Origin of the sequence: Paenibacillus sp. FSL M8-0142 (genome assembly GCF_038597315.1) — a bacterium.
GTDB lineage: Bacteria > Bacillota > Bacilli > Paenibacillales > Paenibacillaceae > Paenibacillus_AQ > Paenibacillus_AQ lactis.
Genome location: NZ_CP152008.1, coordinates 90973 through 108870, shown reverse-complemented (window position 1 = coordinate 108870; position 17898 = coordinate 90973). Strand labels below are relative to the sequence as shown.

The following is a 17898-nucleotide window of genomic DNA, read 5'->3' as shown; positions in this document are numbered from 1 at the left end:
AATGAGGAAGGGAGTTGAGAAGAATCTACAGAGCTTGTCAAAAAGCAATAAGCCCAAGGCCAATACATCAGCTAATGTGTCATCAAGTACAATAAAAGGTGCGACTAAAGCAAATGATTGAATTGTTTACAGATGGGATTCAGCTTTACTTTTCAACTTTAAGGGGGGAGATAATGCTTCAAATTAGTTTATTCATTGAAAGCGATTCGGAACAAGAGGTATCTGCAATAATTAACGAGGTATTATCGGAATTAGCAGAGTTAGTTTCAACATACCAGGTTTCATCTTGTGAAAAATACTGGAAGATTGAAACATGGTATAAGGCGGTGATCGATGTCACAACAGTTAATCCTATAACTCTTGATAGTGCAAATTATATGCTCAAGAGATTATGTAACGTTTGGATATGGGACAACAATAAATCATCAGCTCACACAAATGATAGGAACGACGATGTTATCTATGTACATCCCAAAATCAGATTTATTAATTGTTGGTTTGGGGATTTAGAGTAACCACATAGTAACCGACTAAACTAGGACATTTATTTGTACAGAGCAAAAGGGAATTTTACGATAAGTAAAAGGGGTGTTACTTTATCCCATGATTATTAACGGTGTTGGCGTTGACTCCTATCAACTTGGATGCGGACTTGAAGAAATAAAAGAAAAAATAAAAGACATTGATTATACTGAGGAAGAGTTAGACAATCATTTTACCATATCAACAGACTCTATTAAGTTTTGGATTGATAAAGATCAAAATAACGTAACCCAAATATCGATGTTTGGTGAGTATAAGGGAAAATTTCTTGAAAAAATTGGTATAGGAGGCACACTCTCTGACCTAAATGATTTAGGTATTAAGTGGATTAAAGAAGACTATGTTTACAAACTACCTGAATATCCTGGAATATGTTTTGAATTAGAGGATATTGATGATTGGAACGAACTAGAGGCACCCATAGAATTCATTTCAATCTATTGCGAATAGTGACTTCTTACCTTGAGGAAGAGATTCCTCAAGGTTTTTTCTTTTCCGTTGTCAGTGAGAGTACTGATCAAAAGTGATGAAATCGAAGTGATTTTCCATTCCTCTTTTAATATAAGCTAAAAATGACCTACCTCCCCCTACCTGCCCTCTCCTCCCACTTCTCCCTCAAACCCTTCAAATCCTCGACAAAATACCTTAGCAAATTGGGTCTCCTTCTTACGGCCAGCGGGTGATAGGTAAAGCCGATCGGGATTCCTTCAAACTCATGCCAGCTCCCCCGCAGCTCCTTAACGGTGGCGTTCTTCTTCTGCGGGAATAATCCTTCGACTACGACATTCCCAAATCCAAATAGTACAAGCGGCTGCTTCTGAAGGAGCTGCGCCTGCAGATGCGGCAGGCATGCTGCACGGGTGGCAGGCTTATCGTAAGCGCGGGTTGGCCGGCGTTTCAGCAAATAAGTAACGTATACCGAGTGGATCTCGATCCCCGCTTCCCTCATGCCGAGTTGGAGGGTTTCCCGGGTCCCGCACAAGAACGGATTGCCTTCCCGATCCTCCCGGGCTCCCGGATTATCCAGAATCAACATCAGCGAGCCCTGCGGATTCCCTTCTCCCCAGATGACACGATTCCGCTGTTTGTACAGCTCGCAGCGCTCACAATGCCGCATATCTTCGGGCGCTTGCTCTTCCGGCAAGATGACACAGGAATGATCCATTTCCTTAGACATGCATACCCCTCCTTTCCGTTAACAAGCAATGGTTCCATTATGCCCACCTAAAGTTAAAACTTGACCTCACCTATGGTTCGGACACCCGAAATAATGAGACCCAACCAAAAAAATCGTGCCTGTTCATCGGTTCATGATCTCCGATAGAATAAAGATGCTCACCGGTGTAAGCGTTTTCTGATATGCGTATAGACCGGGGAAATCCATGATTAAGGGAGGGTATTTATGAAGCGATCTTACACAACGGAGAGGCGGTTTAGGCACAAGGGACTGAGCTTGTTCTTGGCAGTCGTGTTGTTGGCCAGCATCGGACTGTGGCCGACGTCGAAGGTTCAGGCAGCCGAAGAGGCTGGAACCACCATTACCTCGATGTCTTACTTTTCCGCTGCAGACGGGCCAGTGATAACAAAATCAGGGGTTGGCCAAGCCAGCTACGGTTTTGTGATGCCGATCTTCAACGGAGGCGCCGCCACCTGGAATGATGTTGCCCAAGACTTGGGTGTGAAGGTGAAGGTGAACGGCAGCTGGGTCGATATCGACAGTGTCGGCAGCTTTGTCTATAACCAGAACTGGGGTCACTGGAACGACGGCGGCTTTACCGGCTATTGGTTCACCCTCTCCACAACAACGGAGATTCAGCTGTACTCCAAAGCGAATGGGGTGACGCTGGATTACAGGCTGGTCTTTCAAAACATCAACAAAACGACCATCACGGCGATGACCCCGACGCAAGGGCCGCAAATTACGGCAGGTTTTACGGGCGGTGCGGGCTTCACCTATCCGATCTTCAACAATGATCCAGCCATCACCTATGAAGCCGTTGCGGACGATTTGAAGGTGTATGTAAAGCCCGTCAACAGCAGCGAATGGATCGATATCGACAACAATGCCGCCAGCGGCTGGATCTATGATCAGAACTTCGGTCAATTCACCGATGGAGGCGGCGGCTACTGGTTTAACGTCACGGAGTCGATCAACGTCAAATTGGAATCGAAGACCTCTTCCGCTAACATCGTGTATACCATCACCTTTAACGAACCCGTAAGAAATTCATATGTGCTTACGCCTTATGAAGGAACGACCTTTACAGCTGATGCGAGCGGCGCTATCGGGATTCCGCTGCCTAAGATTGATGGGGGCGCGCCAATCGGCACGGAGCTTGGCAATTTCGTATACCAGATTAACATCAACGGGCAGTGGGTGGATCTGGACAATTCAAGCCAGAGCGGATTTGTATACTCGGCAAACGGCTACAATAACATGTCCCCTGCCAATCAGTGGGGGTACTGGGCCGATCATATCTATGGCCTGTGGTTCCAGCCGATCCAAGAGGACATGCAAATCCGTATTGGCTATCCATTAAACGGGCAGGCAGGTGGAAGCGTGGGCAGCAATTACATCAACTACACCTTGATCGGGAATCCCGATGCTCCTCGTCCGGATATCACTGATCAGGAGGATATTCCGATCGGATCGCCAAGCGATCCAACCATCGCGGGCATGAATCTGATCTGGCAGGATGAGTTTAACGGAACGACGCTGGATAACAGCAAATGGAATTATGAAACAGGGTATTATCTCAATGATGATCCGAATACCTGGGGTTGGGGCAATTCGGAGCTGCAGCACTATACCAATAGTGCGCAAAATGTTTTTGTACAGGACGGAAAGCTCAATATTCGAGCATTGAACGAGCCAAAATCCTTCCCGCAGGATCCTAATCGGTATGCACAATACTCCTCCGGGAAGATCAACACCAAGGATCATTTTTCCCTCAAGTACGGTAGAGTGGACTTCCGTGCCAAGCTGCCTACCGGCAACGGTATCTGGCCTGCGCTCTGGATGCTTCCGCAGGATAATGTGTATGGAACATGGGCATCCTCCGGTGAAATCGATGTGATGGAAGCACGAGGACGCTTGCCTGGCGTGACGAGCGGCGCGGTACACTTTGGCGGGCAATGGCCGACGAACCGGCATCTTTCCGGCGAATACCACTTCCCGGAAGGGCAGACCTTTGCCAATGACTATCATGTCTATTCTGTTGTCTGGGAAGAGAACAATATTAAATGGTATGTGGACGGCAAATTCTTCTTTAAAGTGACCCGGGATCAATGGTATTCGGCAGCAGAGCCGAACAATCCGAACGCCCCGTTCGATCAGCCGTTCTACCTCATTATGAACCTGGCGATTGGCGGAACCTTCGACGGCGGCCGGACCCCGGATCCGTCCGATATCCCTGCAACGATGCAGGTGGACTATGTCCGGGTGTACAAGGAAGGAGACGGCGGGGGCCAGAATCCTGGAAACGTGCCCGTTACCGGCGTAACGGTGAATCCAAGCACGGCGCAGGTGGAAGTCGGGCAAAGCGTTCAGCTAAACGCCAATGTAGCGCCTTCCAATGCAACGAATAAGCACGTGACGTGGTCGGTTGCGAACGGCAGCACGGCATCCGTAAGTCCGAGCGGTCTCGTGACCGGGCTCGCTCCGGGCACGACAACCGTCACGGCGACAACCGCGGACGGAAATAAAACCGCCAGCTCCACCATCACCGTTGTACCGCCTCCTTCCACCGTCATCGTCATCGGCGATGAGGTGAAGGGATTGAAGAAAATCGGCAATGACCTGCTGTTCTATGTTAACGGCGCCACCTTTGCCGACTTGCACTATAAGGTCAACAACGGCGTGCAGCTAAACGTAGCCATGACCCCTACGGGGAACGGCAACTACACTTACCCTGTCAATAATCTAAAGCATGGGGATACGGTTGAGTATTTCTTTACCTATAACCCAGGGCAAGGAGCACTGGATACCCCTTGGCAGACGTATGTGCATGGGGTGACGGAGGGGACACCGGAATAAGCGGTATGAGCGGGTAGAGGGAAAATCGATGCCTGCTTTAGGGTTGCTTGAGCGTGGTAATGATATAAAATCAGGGCTCCCACCAGTTTGAGGGAGCCCTGATTTTATGGGAATGAATTGGTTTATCCTGTAACCCCCCTCTAAATTTACAATCCCACTATAAAGATTATCCCCTTCAGTACACTTATTGCGTAGTTATATAGATCGGCCATTTAAAGCAAATTCCCCATCAATTGATTTGTCTACTATATTAATTCAGAAAGCCACTTGGACATATTTGTTGAAATAGTATATTTTTTCATTTAAATAATATTCGTAGTGGGTTAATATGGAAATGATTAATTACTGATGATTTGAGGTGCAACATGCAGGACAATAGAAAACCTCTAACTGAAAATGAAAATCTTATTCTCTTCTCAGAGGTTGAAGGAATATGTCCTCTATGTGCAAAAAGTCTCATATACTCTAAAGGTGGTAGGCAATACAAAATTTTCGAAGGAGCCCATATTTATCCGTTAAACCCCAGCACTCATGAAATTTCACTTCTAAAAGATGAAGAAAAGTTGAGTGAAGATGTCAATGATATAAATAATTATATTGCTCTTTGTAGAGACTGTCATAGAAAATTTGATAATCCAAGAACAGTCGCAGAGTACCGAAAATTATTATCCATAAAGAAGCAGTTTATAGCAAGGAATGAGAATAGAAAACAATATTCAAATTACCAAATTGAGTACGAGATTAAAGCCATTTTAACAACATTAGCTAGTGACATTGACTGGATACTTGAGCCCGAAACACTTAATTTAGATGCAATAAAAGTGGATGAAAAAGCAAACGGTACTTTATCAAGACTTACAAAAAGGAAAATAAAGTCAGATGTAGCTGAATATTATTTATTTATTAAGGAGCAGTTTACAGAGCTTGACAAAACTAATGGAGATACTTTTGAAACTATTGCTACACAGGTAAAAGCTTTTTATATGGTGTTGAAAAAAGCCGGCCATACCCAGGAGGATATATACCAAAATTTATCTGAGTGGTTAAGCAAAAAGACAGAAAACAGCTCTTTAGAAGCTTGTAAAATTGTAATATCATTTTTTGTTCAGAACTGTGAGGTGTTCTCATGATTGTGCCTAACAAAATCATCTCATTTGAGAACTCCATTATTAATAGAATGCTAATTATTTTAGAAATGTTGCGTATAAATAAAAATTATAGAGTGGCAGATTTGTTTGTTGAGCTTGGTCCTGAATTTGAAGGGATTGATGAATTCATTTATTCTCTCGATGTACTTTTTTTATTAGATGTTATTGATCTTGACACAGATAGTGGGGTCATACAATATGTTAAAACAGATTCGATGTGATGTTTTTAGAGAAAAAACAATCGATTTCCATCCAGGTTTAAATGTTGTTTTAGGAGATAATCAAGGGTCAAACTCAATTGGAAAATCGACGCTGTTAATGATCATAGATTTTATTTTTGGAGGAACTTCTTACACTGAATACAATAACGATGTGATGAGGGAATTGGGTGATCATGAATTTCAATTTTTCTTTGAATTTAGTACTGAGAAGTTTTTCTTTATTAGAGGTACAGTGAACCCAAAAGAAGTATATGAATGTAATGAAAGCTTCGATAAGATAAATACCATGACGCTAGAAGAATATTTGAAGTTCCTAAAAAAACAATACTCGTTGCCCTCGGAACATCTATCTTTCCGATCAGCAGTAAGTCTATATTCAAGGATTTGGGGAAAACATAATCTGGACGTAAAAAGACCTCTCCACACTTTTCCTAAGGAGAGAAACGCCGATACCGTAGTAAGATTTCTTCTACTGTTTAATGCTTATGATAACATCATTCATGAAGAAAAAAAGTTGAAATTACTTAAAGATTCACGCCTTACTCTTAATAAAGCAGGCAAATATGATTATGTGCCAAAGATCACAAAAACTAAGTATGAAAAAAATCTTAAAGAGATAGAAGAAATTGAAGAAAAAATTACAGATATTAAAGAGAATATTTATAAAGTTGCACTTAACATAAGTGACTTTGTTTCAGAAGAACTCTTTAACTTACAAAAGGAAAAGAATAAATTAATCAAGGAACGCGATTACTTTAGAACAAAACTGATCCGTATTAATAAGAATCTTAAAAATAAGCATGTAGATCAAAAATTTGAAAAATTGGTTGAGTTTTTTCCAAATGTTAACTTAGAAAAATTAATGAATATTGAGAGATTTCACGAAAATATATCAAAGATTCTTGCTGAGGAGTTAAAAAAAGAAAAAAGGCGACTGGAGTTAGAAGTTAATTTTTTTGATGAACAGATCAGTAAAATTGATTCCACTATGAATTCGCTTCTCAGTAATGATGGGCAATCTAACCACTTAATTGAGCATTTGTTTGATTTATCAACAAGACTTAGAAGCATCGAACTCGAAAATAAAATTTACCTAAAATCGCAGAATATAAAAAAAGATATAGAAACAACTGAAACCGATATTAGCGAAAAAAAGGTGCAAAGTATTGAAAAAGTCACTGATTTGGTGAACACTAAACTATTGACAATTAATGACTCAATTCATAATGAAAGCAGGCGTTCACCGAAATTAGAATTATTGGAGAAGGACTATAATTATAAAGTATTTGATAATACTGGGACTGGAAAGGCATATACAAATTTATTAATTTTGGATCTTGCCGTCTTTGAACTTACTAAACTCCCCATTCTAATACATGACTCAATTCTATTTAAAAACATCGAAGATAATGTTGTTGAAAACATAATCAAGATTTATAATCAAAAATCCACTAGACAAATTTTCATTGCAATAGACACTATAGATAGATACTCTGAATATACACAGATAATTTTAACGGAACAAAAGGCAATTTCGTTATCGAGAGACCGTCTGTTATTTATTAAAGACTGGCGTTGATGATCATAAAAACAAGGAATCAATCATCGACTCCTTGTAATAGTATCTGTGATAATACAACGTATAATACCAACTTAACTTGAATAATGTAAAAGGGAGCTGCCGCAGCAGCTCCTTTTAACTCTCCAAGCTTTAGTCGACCCTCTCGGACCATGACTCTCCCTCTTAACTCAACTGATCATCCAGCATAACGTCTATAACTTTCAGTATCCTCTTCTGCTCAGCCTCACTCCTGCTTCGGAGCCTGTCCACAATTTCTGTGAGTGTAGACTCCCGTTCCTCTCCACTCACAGGCTGGATATAACTAAAGAACTCCACCATCGAGAGATCGAGTGCATTCGTAATTTTAGCGAGTACCACAACAGAGCATACTTTTTCAGAACGTTCTAGCTTACCAATATAAGTTTCGTGTACCTCCGCCTTACTTGCAAGCTCCTCCTGGCTTAGTCCACGTTGTCTTCGGAAGTGCCGAATGCCCTCCCCCACCATCCTCATCAAATCATCCATAGCAATCACCCTAAGCAAACCATAGACCAGCCATATAACCACTCCAAGATACTATAGGGTTTTGTTTTATAAAATATACCCTATAGGGATTGTATTTTGATATAATAAGATTGCCCTATATTTCCAAAAATAAAACTCCTTGGCTCAAAACGTGGCGCATGGAGCTTAAGTGTTATTGCTAACGCATAATGTCCGGAGATTGATGGTGTAAGTTATCCTGCTATTGACGGTTAATCTGACCGCATCCGGATATACGAGAGGGAGAATTATGATAATTCTCCCTGAATGACGCGCTTAACCATATGATCGTCGATAATGCGGTGTTTGTTCTGTGCGCCGTAGAGCATGCAATGAGTACATACTTTGTTAATTAGCCTAGCTGCTCCGCCAGAGTAACGATAGATGTCGTCAATAGCTCCGTCAGTGAAGATGTCTCGTTCCGCACCGGCATAAGTCATGTGTCTCTCGATGTAGGCTCCTGTTTGGGCCCGGTCATAATGCGGAAGTTTGCATTGAAGATCGATGCGTTGACGAATCGCAGCGTAGGCTTGTAGGTTAATGCGATCCCACAATTCACTTTGCCCGACGAGGATGAGGGCCATTGGGCTTTGAGCATCCATCTTGAAATTTAGTAGAAAGCGAACTTCCTCCAGCATCTCTCGGTCCAAAAGATGACTTTCATCCACGACCACGACGGGCTGCAGTCCATGAATTCCCCGCATGAGCTCGATCTCTCGATGCAGCTGACGTTTCGCATCCCCGCGATAAAACTTCGATTCACAACCGAGTTGTTCCAGCAGCCCCTTGTAGAAGTGCCGCGGTGTCAGTTTTGAATCCGACAGATAGAGCACCTTGAACTTCGCAGGATCCAGTTCTTCGGCAAACCGCCGAATCGTTGTTGTCTTTCCGGTTCCGCAGTCACCGGTCACGACCGCAAACCATTGCCGTTCTGCCGCATATTCTAGCCGCCCCAGCGTCTCCTCCAAAATTTCCGACTCATATAACTCACTAGGCAGAATGTCCCTGGAGAACGGTGAACGGCTAAGCTCATAGAATGCCTCAAACATTGCCATTCACCTTGCCTTTCTTACGGAAGCTGATGGCCGGCACTTGCTCAGCGCGGCGCCCGCGACTTTGTACTTCAGCAACGCTTAACAGCCGCGATGAATCTGCCGGCAGCGGCTGAAGTTGATCCGGCAGTGGAGGACGTTTCCCGACACGTTCCCCGATTACGAGTTCCTTTACCTTCCATGGTTCGTGACCTTCGTACTCGATCACGAGCTCGGTGATGTCCGCCGGGTCATACACGACATCCACGGTACATCCGATGAACGGAAGCCCCACTTCATATTTACGCTCCAAGAAGCTGATGCACCCGGTTTTGTCGACTTTGCGGGTTTCGCAATGAAGGAATGCATTGGCGAGTATCTCTAGTTCCACAAACCGAAGCGCCTTCTTGTCACTTCGAAAGGCGGTTTCAGGGCTTCGTTTGTCAAGTGCTGAATGCGGCTTGTTCTGGTAGCATTCCGAAAGCCAAACTTCGAACAATTCATTCAGGCGGTCAAGCGTCTTTGGTTTTTCAAGTGCTGCTTCGCTAAGGAAAGAATCTACCACCCGGTTGAAGCGTTCAACTTTCCCGGTTGATTCGGGCGAGTATGGCCTAGCAAACAGAAGGCGAATGCCGAGCTTGGAGCACGTTCGCGTCATCCACTTAGTTCGATACTGCTTCCCGTTGTCGAAGTACACGGCTTCCGGAACACCGTACTTCTGAATGGCCTTTCGGAAGCTGTCTTCAATGATCGTCTTGTCCATGACCGGGTAAAACTCACCGTGCAGGACAAACCTCGTCGCGTCGTCGATAAAGGTAACGAGAAACACTTGTTTCATCGCTCCGTCCGGTCCAATGGGCAGATACGGACCGTACTTTATGTCCGAGTGCCATAGACGATTGCGGTGTGGCTGTTGGAATCGTCGAGCCGCTACACCTGAGTTTGCATACATTCGCATATGCCTTGTGCTATAACCACGTTCAGTGAGCTTCTCTTGAAGCGTGCTCCGTTTGATTTGACCTGGCTTAACGCGGCCTTCCCATTCCAAGATCTGAATGATCTGGGCAACACTGCGACTTGGCACTTCCCGCCGCAGCAAGATCGCTTGCTCCAAGACCTCCGGTGGAATGGCGGGGGCTGTGGGTTGTTTTCCTTTGCTCTTCGGCTTTAATCCGCCAAAGCCATCTTGCCGGTAGGCTGCTAAATACCGCCGCAGCGTTCTCTCCGATATTCCGATTTGCTCGCAAATTCTTTGCTTGATTTCCCTCGCCTTTGCCGGGTCGAGCCCTTCCGTAAGCAACGGGGCAAGGAGCTGCACACGATCCGCAGCGATCTGTTCCGCTTTCTTCTGATCTTTCATCCGTTTACACCTCTTTTGGTAGATTCGTTTACGAGTCTATCTCAGAGGGCTTCGGACAAGAATGCAGAACGGGTATGTACCCACAATTTTGAATTCACAACAGGTCGGACAACTCTTGCTAGCCATCCATCGGCATCTCCGACATAACGTCCGAATCTATGGTGTGCAGTTTGTGAAGGTGCGGACGGTTCCTTCACAACATCTAGATGAAAGCGAATGGCGATGGACTCTAGGCACCCTAACCAGTAGGTAGCCATTGAGCAAAGCCAAGTCCGCCAACGGTACAGTGTGGAGTTGTCTGCGGCAACATCTACTTCCGTGGGTTCAGACGCAATGACATTCTCCACACATTCTGATTCGTAACGCTTGTAAGGCACAATGCAGTCCGGTAACTCATGATGAATCTTCCGGCAAGCCGTACAACGTAGTCTTCGGATGACCAAGACGCTCTTTTCTCCCGTAGCATGTACAAGCTTCCGTTTTCGGCTCCCGATCACCGTCAAACTCGCAATGCAACAAGGACTAGGAACAATTTCTGCACACCTAACAAAAAACGCCGGGGATCTTCTCAACCAGCTCGTAATTTGATACAATGATCATACGTTTTGTGAGGGGATGTCTCCAGTGAGCTTGCGCGAACAGGCTCACGCTATATGGAGGCATCCTTTTCCTTTTCTGTGATACGGACATTATATTCGTCAATCCCCGGACAGGCAACACCGTCAGCTTTCGGGCATTATGCTTCAGCGTAAACACGATTATATTCGTTAGTATGAAAATGCTGTTTAAAGGAACTAATTGAAGAGGTGTCGCAGAACCATTGAAATTTATTAGGGAAGTTGATAATTAAACAAGAGACACATCATTAGAATGTCTTGAACCTCTCTCTAAACCAAGGCAAGGGAAACCAGTGAAGTTATACTACATCTGCGAGAGAGCCTTATCGTGGGAACGAAAGAGGTTTTAGAGAACGAATGGCTCGTAGATCAAGGTCGGAAGTTTGGAAGTATGCGTTCGGGGATTGGAAAATAGGGGAATTAGGTTTCCACCTGTAAACCATCCCCCGGCAGCCTTAGTTAAGTCTTTTCACATAATTGTGGTTATGTGAAAATTGATGTGTCCTCTCTTGCATGGCTTCACATAACTCGGACAAAAAAGAGAAATACAAAATAAGACTTCTTTCCCCAGTACAATTCTTTTAAATGTTTTAAACTGTTTAAAAGCTTTAAAAATCAAGCATGACTTACGTATTTGTTTATACTCTTCGTATCGCAAAATATAATAGTCACTTGCCTGAGAGCAAGTCATATAATTTCACTTCGATAATAGCAAACGATTTGTCCCCCTATATATCTATACAGAAACAAGTTGATATCACACGCATCGCAAAAATCTTTTTGCCAAATCAACTGAACACATGATGTTTTCGACTCTTTTAGAAGTGAGAGAGAAAAGAGGTGCATACCCCTTTTCTAAGAGTAATTACAAATGAGCCTTTGCCAATCATGGCAAAGGTTATTTGTCGTTCTCTCCTCAATTCGAAATGCAGGAGATGGTTATCATGACAATCAACAAAATGAATCAAAATGAGGATTTACAAGTTGAAAAGTGGCTTCCAGTAGTAGGTTACGAGGGATTTTATGAGGTTTCAAATCATGGTCGAGTCAAGCGTCTTAGTAGTAGTGGTACAAGTAAAGAGAAAATTTTAAAACCACAAATTCAAAGAGATGGTTATCAAAGGGTCACTTTGTCTAAGAAAGGTCAGAAAAAGAGGATGGCTATTCATAGACTTGTCGCTATAGCATTCATTCCAAATCCAGAGAACAAAGAGCAAGTCAACCATGAAAATGGAAATAAGTTGGACAATAGATTGAAAAATCTTAATTGGATGACACCTAAAGAAAATATTGCTCACGCAATTGCACATGGGTTAATCAAGAAGAACAGCAAACCAATAGTCGCTACTCATTTGAACACAGGAGAGCAGTGCGAATTTGCATCACAATCAGAAGCGTCAAAGGCTCTGTTCGTGAGCATGAACAAAATTTATGACGTACTCAATGGCAGACTCGCACATGTATGTGAATGGATGTTTAATCATCCGGATGACAGTTGTGTACAGCAAACAAATCGTCCTAACAGAAAGGGAGCAGCATCCTTATGCAAAAAATCGGTCTGTATTTTGAGTTAATACCTACTTCAATCCCAACAACAAATCTGCTTGGTTTTTTTCACATTACCCAATCATCTTATTCTTCTGTGCTTCAAATTCATCGCCGCTAATTATTCCCTCATCCTTTAGCTGGGCAAGTTTTCTAAGTTCATCAGCGACTGACAAGTTTCCTTGTGAATTATTGCTACTCGTTTAAATCTCTTTTTGGTTGTCTTCCTCGTCTGCTTGCCTAATAAGTACTCCCATTAATTGATGACAATGATATGCTGTATTGTAGCCATCTCTATATTCCTGACTATCCTTTGCATATGCGGAAGTTTCGGAATCTAAAAATGTAATCTTATGTACCGGGTTTGCAGTATCATTGACAATTACGTTCAACTCGATCTTTTTTACTTTTTCTTGGCTTGTCGTTGAGCCAGAAAGTCCTCCAATCATTGCCCCAACACCACCAGCTAGTAAACCACCTAATAAAGCACCGCCCAATTGACTTCCCCTGTTCGTAGAAGTAATACTGACACCATCAGTCAGAATCTCTGATTTCAAAATGTCTCGATAGCTGTATACTCTATCTCTATATGAATTAAGAGAAATGAACGATATTTGCTTATTCGTCTCGTCAATTGATAATGTAACATCTCCATTTGCTGAGGTATATCTTTGTGACGATTTGTGATTGGAGATACGCTTTAACCTTTCATCCGTTTCTTGCCGCTTCTGTGCCATTTTCTCTTCTTCAAGTTCCTTATTCTTCTTATAGCAGTACCACGAACCAATTCCAAATCCGATTAATAGAATCCACTCTACGATCGGATAATCACCACCGCCACTAATAGCAATGAAAAACATAATAAAAGCAAGGATTGCTAATACTCCTCCAAAGCCAAGATACATTTTTACACCCTCAAATCCATAGTATATTTTAACATTTGCTCACCTTTTCGCAGGCATCGAGATAATCCTTCATTAAATCGGTTTCTTTCTTCAGCTGGTTAATCTCCTTATCAAGCTGCTTAATTCTCGCCTTTCGTTTATCGCTCTCTGACTCACATGCTGTTCCCAATAGAATCAAACAAATACAAGTAAAGCTGAGTATGTAGTTCTTTATTCTCACATATATGCACCTCCCTAGTTTTAAAGTCATATACCAAATTATAGTATCGTATATATATGATTATTTCACTAAAACTTCTGATATATGGTTATGTGAAAGTCTGCACTCCTTCCATACGCTTGTATGGAAAGGAAGTGATAAAAATGTCTTCTGATTTTTTAAAACTCGTTGGTGAACGTATCAGAACTATACGCAAAGAAAAAGGCTACACTCAAGAATCTTTATCGGAAAAAAGCGGGATACATGTTACATATATTTCAGATATTGAGCGCGGTGAACGAAACATTTCGATGGAAACACTAGAAAAAGTGATTACTGCTTTAGATATAAGTCCAGTCGATCGAAGGTATTGAGGGCATTGAGGAACGGGCCGATAGACAAGAATCGATTAAAGCACTTAACTCGTTATTGGCTGGAAGGAAGATAGAGGAGGTGAAGCTAGTACTTCGCCTTGCTAAAGAAGTACTTGGAACATACGATAAGCTGAAATAATAAATCACCCATTCGCTAATAAGTCGAATGGGTGATTCTGTAGTTAAACTACATTGTATAGAATATTACTCTCGGCTCTCAAATACTAAAATTCGGCCCTTTTGCATTTTCTCCGATCGGGACGAGTAACTTTCCGATATGTTCAAAAGCAAGCTTAGAATGCGTCCTTGCGAGTTCTATAAGCCTTTTTTTCAAATACGCCATCCTCCACCATAGCCAACCATACGCTTCGTGAGGTTACCATTTCACAGCTTCCCCATTCATGAATTTCTCATACTGCTCACGTACATCAGCAACATCTTGATTAACATAACGATTGACCATTTCCATGGAGGAATGTCCAAGCAATCTACGTAATGAAAACGGGTCACCTGTTGCCTTTATATAACGAGTCGCAAACGTATGTCGGAAAGTGTGGGGGCTAATGCGAACACCTGTAATTTTAGCTTTCTTACCAATAAAACTGATACATCTGGTAGCCCAATTCTTGTCTAAGGGTTGACCAAACTCGTTAAGAAACAAGTTTGGAGCTTGTGCGTTAATTTCATGCCACGCAAGGTAAATAAACAATAGCTCTTGTGTTCTCGCCCCAAAGTATACCATCCGCGCTTTTCTGGTTTTAGCTGATTCAGCCCTAACAGATGCTGAGCGATTTTGCAGATCAACTTCCTCTACAAAAATTCTCATGCACTCCCCAATACGCACCCCCGTATCAAGTAGGAATGACATTAACAGGGCATCACGTAGTCCAGTAAAAGTGGTCAAGTCACAACAGTTAAACAGTTTCCGTTCCTGTGTCTTTGAAATTACTTGAAAATCTTCCTCTGGCACTTTTAGTAATTCTACATTATCGAATGGAGATTCTTTAATCATTCTTTCGCTAATAGCCCAATTGAACATTGCCTTAACTGTTCTTAATCTAATGTTAATTGTTGAGGGCTTCAACTTCTGTACCGTCAGCATATGGGAAATCCATGAACGAATTACATCACGATTCGGTACAAAGTTATCCAGACCGTTGTACTCTAATGCCAAGAACTGACGAAACCAGTTCATGTGCTTCCTGTAGTCCTCTAGGGTGCGCTCAGCGGCCCCAGCCGCTTGCCTTGCGGCATAGTAACGGTTAAATAGCTTGTCCAGTGTCAACGTCTCAGGACGAGACTTCTCAGCTTCTTGGTGTGCGGAGCGAGGCGTTTCTAAGACCGAAGGAGTCAGGCGGTCCAAAAGCCGCTGAGGTATGTCTAAATTGTTCTTTCTTTGACCTCGTTTCTGTGATGTTTTACTTGTTCTTGTATTCATATTTCTGTACCTCCCGTTAGATTTTCCTCTAACGGTCACGAACACAAAAAAACGCACTAGACCGCTGTTCAACAGTCAAGTGCGTTTCAGTCATAATTGCCGCAAATCCTTCTGCGACAAAGAATTTATTATGTATGGCGGAGAGGATGGGATTCGAACCCATGTGGAGTTGCCCCCTAACGGTTTTCAAGACCGCCCCGTTATGACCGCTTCGGTACCTCTCCATATGGTATAACAATTGCACCAAATTGAATCACGTGCATCATTCATTATACCACAACTCAAATGATTTAATCAAGCTAATTATTTCGGTGCAATCACGCTGATATTGCCCATGTATGGACGAAGCACATCCGGGATGACAACCGAGCCGTCAGCCTGTTGATAATTCTCCAGGATTGCCGCAACGGTACGTCCCACCGCAAGTCCCGACCCATTCAGGGTGTGGACAAATTCCGGCTTCGCTTTCGGCTCCGGACGGAAACGGATATTCGCCCGGCGTGCCTGGAAATCACCGATATTCGAGCATGAGGAGATTTCACGGTATACGCCGCTCTCGGGCAGCCATACCTCAAGATCATAGGTTTTCATCGAGCCAAAGCCCATATCGCCGGTGCATAACTCCATCACGCGGTAAGGAAGATTAAGGAGCTGCAGAACACGCTCGGCATCCGCCGTCATCTTCTCGAGCTCGTCAAAGGATGTGTCGGGATGCACAATCTTCACCATTTCAACCTTGTTGAACTGATGCTGGCGAATCAGCCCGCGCGTATCCCGCCCGGCTGCGCCGGCCTCGGAACGGAAGCAAGAGCTGTAGGCTACATAATATTTCGGCAAATCTTCAGCATTCAAGATTTCCTCACGATGGTAGTTCGTGACTGGAACCTCGGCCGTCGGAATCAGATAATAGTCCGTATCGCTGATCTTGAACAGATCCTCTTCGAATTTCGGAAGCTGACCGGTTCCGTACAGGCTGTCCCGGTTGACGATATAAGGAGGCAGCATTTCCTCATAGCCGTGTTTGTCGCTGTGCAGATCCATCATGAAGCTGATCAGGGCACGTTCAAGGCGCGCACCAAGACCTTTGTAGAAGGTAAATCTCGAGCCCGTAACTTTGGCACCAGCTTCAAAGTCAAGGATATTCAAGTTTTGGGCAAGCTCCCAATGCGCTTTCGGCTCAAAATCAAATGCAGCAGGCTCCGACCAACGACGAACCTCCACATTGTCTTCTTCCGAGGCGCCTACCGGCACACTCTCATGCGGAATATTCGGAATCGCAAGCGTAAGCTCCGCTATGTTTGCTTCAACTTCGCGCACCTCTTCGTCCATCGCCTTGATCTTATCCGAGACTTCGCGCATCTCCAGGATCAGCTCATCTGCATTCTCACGGTTCTTCTTCAGACGAGCGACTTCAGCCGACACGGTGTTGCGGCGATTCTTCAAGCTCTCGCTTTCCTGCAGCAACTCCCGGCGACGGGCGTCAAGCTTCGGAAAATCCGCAATCAAATCAAGCGACTTGCCGCGATTCTTAAGCGATTGTTCTACACGACTAAACTCGCTGCGCAATATTTTTACGTCTAACACGGGAAACCCTCCTAAAGTAAAACATCCATCGGTGTATCGTAACAGCTCTAGGCCCGGTACTCCAGGCTGGCAAGCTGCAAACTCTCATATACGTTACAATCTTAGTTTATTTCAGCGAAAAAGACAAACTTGACCCTTAGCAATGCCTAAAGAGTCAAGATGTCTTCTGTCTGATCCTATGCCTATGTTTGGTTTAGCCTTGACGGTCTGCCTGCTCCCGGACCATTTCAATAAAATATGCATGGAGCCGGTAATCATCGGTCAGCTCCGGATGATAGGAAGCTGCCAGCAGATGACCTTGTCTTGCCGTCACGATCTCATCGTTGTACGTAGAGAGAACTTCAACCCCTTCTCCTACTTCCAGGATGAGCGGCGCCCGGATAAACACGGCACGCACCGGTTCATCGATTCCCACGACCTTCAGGTCTGTCTCGAAGCTTTCTCGCTGACGGCCGAATGCATTGCGCGCAACCGTGATATCCATGAGCTTCAGATGCGCTTCCTCATCGCCCTGGATCCGCTCTGCCAGCACAATCAGGCCGGCGCACGTACCGAAGATCGGCTTCCCCTGCGAGGAGAAGCTGCGGATCGCATCCATGAAATCATATTTACGCATAAGCTTGCCGATGGTGGTGCTCTCGCCGCCAGGAATAATCAAGCCGTCGATATCACCAAGCTGCTCCACTCGTTTAACCGGAATCGCTTCGGCACCTGCCCGTTCAATACTCCGAATATGTTCTGCAACGGCACCCTGAAGTGCCAGTACGCCAATCTTCAATATTACCCCTTCTCT

The 17898-nt window shown here is 43.9% G+C and carries 18 protein-coding genes and 1 tRNA gene; 8 read left to right on the top strand and 11 right to left on the bottom strand.

Annotation, left to right across the window (positions count from 1 at the left end):
* Positions 1-113 precede the first annotated feature (113 nt).
* Positions 114-515, top strand: coding sequence for a hypothetical protein (locus tag NSQ46_RS00505; protein WP_342576015.1), 402 nt, complete (start codon positions 114-116; stop codon positions 513-515).
* 88 nt (positions 516-603) lie between these two features.
* Complete coding sequence (locus NSQ46_RS00500; RefSeq protein ID WP_342576013.1) at positions 604-993, top strand: hypothetical protein; 390 nt, start codon at positions 604-606, stop codon at positions 991-993.
* A gap of 127 nt (positions 994-1120) precedes the next feature.
* Here the strand turns inward: NSQ46_RS00500 and NSQ46_RS00495 are convergent, their stop codons facing one another.
* Positions 1121-1720, bottom strand: coding sequence for a uracil-DNA glycosylase (locus NSQ46_RS00495; protein WP_342576011.1), 600 nt, complete (start codon positions 1718-1720; stop codon positions 1121-1123).
* Between the two features lie 225 nt (positions 1721-1945).
* Here NSQ46_RS00495 and NSQ46_RS00490 point away from each other — a divergent pair, with 225 nt between their 5' ends.
* From NSQ46_RS00490 to NSQ46_RS00475, 4 genes are all read left to right on the top strand, one after another.
* The gene (locus NSQ46_RS00490) at positions 1946-4579 is read left to right on the top strand and encodes a family 16 glycosylhydrolase (protein WP_342576009.1); all 2634 of its coding nucleotides are present in this window, start codon (positions 1946-1948) and stop codon (positions 4577-4579) included.
* Between the two features lie 365 nt (positions 4580-4944).
* On the top strand, positions 4945-5709 hold the full coding sequence (locus tag NSQ46_RS00485; RefSeq protein WP_210094109.1) for an ABC-three component system protein: 765 nt from the start codon (positions 4945-4947) through the stop codon (positions 5707-5709).
* Complete coding sequence (locus NSQ46_RS00480) at positions 5706-5948, top strand: ABC-three component system middle component 7 (protein WP_210094110.1); 243 nt, start codon at positions 5706-5708, stop codon at positions 5946-5948. Before NSQ46_RS00485 ends, NSQ46_RS00480 begins: the two co-directional genes overlap by 4 nt.
* Complete coding sequence (locus NSQ46_RS00475) at positions 5926-7527, top strand: DUF2326 domain-containing protein (RefSeq protein ID WP_210094111.1); 1602 nt, start codon at positions 5926-5928, stop codon at positions 7525-7527. Before NSQ46_RS00480 ends, NSQ46_RS00475 begins: the two co-directional genes overlap by 23 nt.
* A gap of 165 nt (positions 7528-7692) precedes the next feature.
* Here the strand turns inward: NSQ46_RS00475 and NSQ46_RS00470 are convergent, their stop codons facing one another.
* From NSQ46_RS00470 to NSQ46_RS00455, 4 genes are all read right to left on the bottom strand, one after another.
* Positions 7693-8034, bottom strand: a complete 342-nt coding sequence (locus NSQ46_RS00470) for a helix-turn-helix domain-containing protein (protein WP_210094112.1) — start codon at positions 8032-8034, stop codon at positions 7693-7695.
* Between the two features lie 266 nt (positions 8035-8300).
* Positions 8301-9101, bottom strand: coding sequence for an AAA family ATPase (locus tag NSQ46_RS00465; RefSeq protein ID WP_251537695.1), 801 nt, complete (start codon positions 9099-9101; stop codon positions 8301-8303).
* A complete protein-coding gene (locus NSQ46_RS00460) occupies positions 9094-10443 on the bottom strand; it encodes a DDE-type integrase/transposase/recombinase (protein WP_251537694.1) in 1350 nt (449 codons plus the stop codon). The genes NSQ46_RS00465 and NSQ46_RS00460 overlap by 8 nt, the downstream gene beginning before the upstream one ends.
* A 41-nt stretch (positions 10444-10484) precedes the next feature.
* Positions 10485-10940: a DUF6431 domain-containing protein gene (locus NSQ46_RS00455; RefSeq protein ID WP_251537693.1), complete on the bottom strand. Its 456-nt coding sequence runs from the start codon at positions 10938-10940 to the stop codon at positions 10485-10487.
* Between the two features lie 1064 nt (positions 10941-12004).
* Here NSQ46_RS00455 and NSQ46_RS00450 point away from each other — a divergent pair.
* A complete protein-coding gene (locus NSQ46_RS00450; protein WP_342576005.1) occupies positions 12005-12634 on the top strand; it encodes an NUMOD4 domain-containing protein in 630 nt (209 codons plus the stop codon).
* Positions 12635-12679: 45 nt separating this feature from the next.
* On the opposite strand, the gene NSQ46_RS00445 is transcribed toward NSQ46_RS00450, so the two are convergent.
* Both NSQ46_RS00445 and NSQ46_RS00440 read right to left on the bottom strand, forming a co-directional pair.
* Complete coding sequence (locus NSQ46_RS00445) at positions 12680-12781, bottom strand: SHOCT domain-containing protein (RefSeq protein ID WP_342576002.1); 102 nt, start codon at positions 12779-12781, stop codon at positions 12680-12682.
* 27 nt (positions 12782-12808) lie between these two features.
* Positions 12809-13510 (bottom strand): hypothetical protein, encoded by a 702-nt coding sequence (locus NSQ46_RS00440; RefSeq protein ID WP_342576000.1) that lies wholly within the window; start codon positions 13508-13510, stop codon positions 12809-12811.
* 363 nt (positions 13511-13873) lie between these two features.
* On the opposite strand from NSQ46_RS00440, the gene NSQ46_RS00435 reads away from it, so the two are divergent.
* On the top strand, positions 13874-14083 hold the full coding sequence (locus NSQ46_RS00435) for a helix-turn-helix transcriptional regulator (protein WP_342575999.1): 210 nt from the start codon (positions 13874-13876) through the stop codon (positions 14081-14083).
* A 376-nt stretch (positions 14084-14459) separates the two neighbouring features.
* Here NSQ46_RS00435 and NSQ46_RS00430 read toward each other — a convergent pair whose 3' ends face one another.
* From NSQ46_RS00430 to pdxT, 4 genes are all read right to left on the bottom strand, one after another.
* Entirely contained in the window at positions 14460-15521 is a 1062-nt protein-coding gene (locus NSQ46_RS00430) for a tyrosine-type recombinase/integrase (RefSeq protein WP_342575997.1), read from the bottom strand.
* Between the two features lie 135 nt (positions 15522-15656).
* Positions 15657-15745: transfer RNA gene (locus NSQ46_RS00425), tRNA-Ser, on the bottom strand.
* 79 nt (positions 15746-15824) lie between these two features.
* A complete protein-coding gene (gene serS / locus NSQ46_RS00420; protein WP_007133230.1) occupies positions 15825-17105 on the bottom strand; it encodes a serine--tRNA ligase in 1281 nt (426 codons plus the stop codon).
* Positions 17106-17298: 193 nt separating this feature from the next.
* Positions 17299-17883, bottom strand: coding sequence for a pyridoxal 5'-phosphate synthase glutaminase subunit PdxT (gene pdxT, locus NSQ46_RS00415; protein ID WP_007133229.1), 585 nt, complete (start codon positions 17881-17883; stop codon positions 17299-17301).
* Positions 17884-17898: the final 15 nt, after the last annotated feature.